Consider the following 1,081-nt stretch of genomic DNA (forward strand, 5'->3'; position numbering starts at 1 on the left):
GGTGTCCGGTTTTTGGTCATGATCGAGTGGGTGGTGCGGGCGGATCGCGGAACACCGGGCCGCCGGCCACGGTTATACCTGGCGTACGTCCGCAGCAGCGGGCCCGGCCGATCCGGGCGGGTACGGATCTGTGGGCGGGCCGGTGCGTGACCCCGCCGGGGAATGGCGGGCCGCCGGTCACGGTTACATCCCCTGGCACACCCGAGCAGGAGCATCCGCCGGGCCGGTGCCGATCCCCCCGAACCTTGTTTTCGGGTTTCTTTCCTTTCGACACACCGGGTCTTCCGGCGTTGTCGTACCCCCGGAATGGAAGGCGACCATCATGACTTTCGTCAGCCGATGGCTACCGGCCATCACCGAAACTCCGATCCGCAAGACCGCGCTGGGTATCGCCGGGCTCGCCGTCGTCGGCGGCGCGTTCGCCGGCCCCGCGATCGCGATGGACACCCCGAGCACCGGCTCGCCGACCGCCGCGTCGGTGACCGCCGACATCAAGGATCTCGACAAGCGGGCACCGTCGAAGGTCCTGGACTATCAGTACAAGGCGCAGGAGAACTTCTACTACTGCGCACCCGCCGCCACGAGGATCGCGCTGTCGGCGCAGGGGCACACCCCCAGCCAGGACGACGTGGCCAAGCAGCTCGGCACGACCGAGGCCGGTACGAACTCGGCCGAGGACACCACCCGGGTGCTGAACAAGGCCGGCGGTAGCGACTACAAGACCGTGGCGATCCCGGACACCACGGCCAAGCCGGCCGAGATGGACCGGCTCCAGGTCGACGTCGTCAAGGCCATCGACGCCAAGCGTCCGGTGGTGATGAACATCAAGGGCACCGCCACCGACGTCGACGGTACCCCGCACTCCTACGAGGGTGGGCACTACCTGACCGTCGTCGGCTACGACGACCACGGCCGCAAGGTCAAGATCGCCGACCCGGCCAACCCGAACCAGAGCGAGTACTGGATGAGCACCATCACCCTCGCCAACTGGGCCGCCGAACGCGGTTACTCCGCATAACGCACCAACCCGAAAGGGCCAGCCCCCACCCGGGGCTGGCCCTTTCGTCGTCTCCGGAGCACC

1 protein-coding gene is annotated in these 1,081 nt (G+C 68.0%); it reads left to right on the forward strand.

What is annotated here, in order from left to right; genetic code table 11:
* The first annotated feature begins 322 nt into the window (after window positions 1-322).
* Complete coding sequence (locus AAH979_RS43045) at window positions 323-1,018, forward strand: C39 family peptidase (RefSeq protein ID WP_346263881.1); 696 nt, start codon at window positions 323-325, stop codon at window positions 1,016-1,018.
* Window positions 1,019-1,081: the final 63 nt, after the last annotated feature.

It is taken from the genome of Plantactinospora sp. ZYX-F-223 (assembly GCF_039649625.1).
Taxonomy (GTDB): Bacteria; Actinomycetota; Actinomycetes; order Mycobacteriales; family Micromonosporaceae; genus Plantactinospora.

Coding starts and splice junctions, on each gene's coding strand:
- AAH979_RS43045 (WP_346263881.1), top strand. CDS start 323: ATGACTTTCGTCAGCCGATGGCTACCGGCCATCACCGAAACTCCGATC.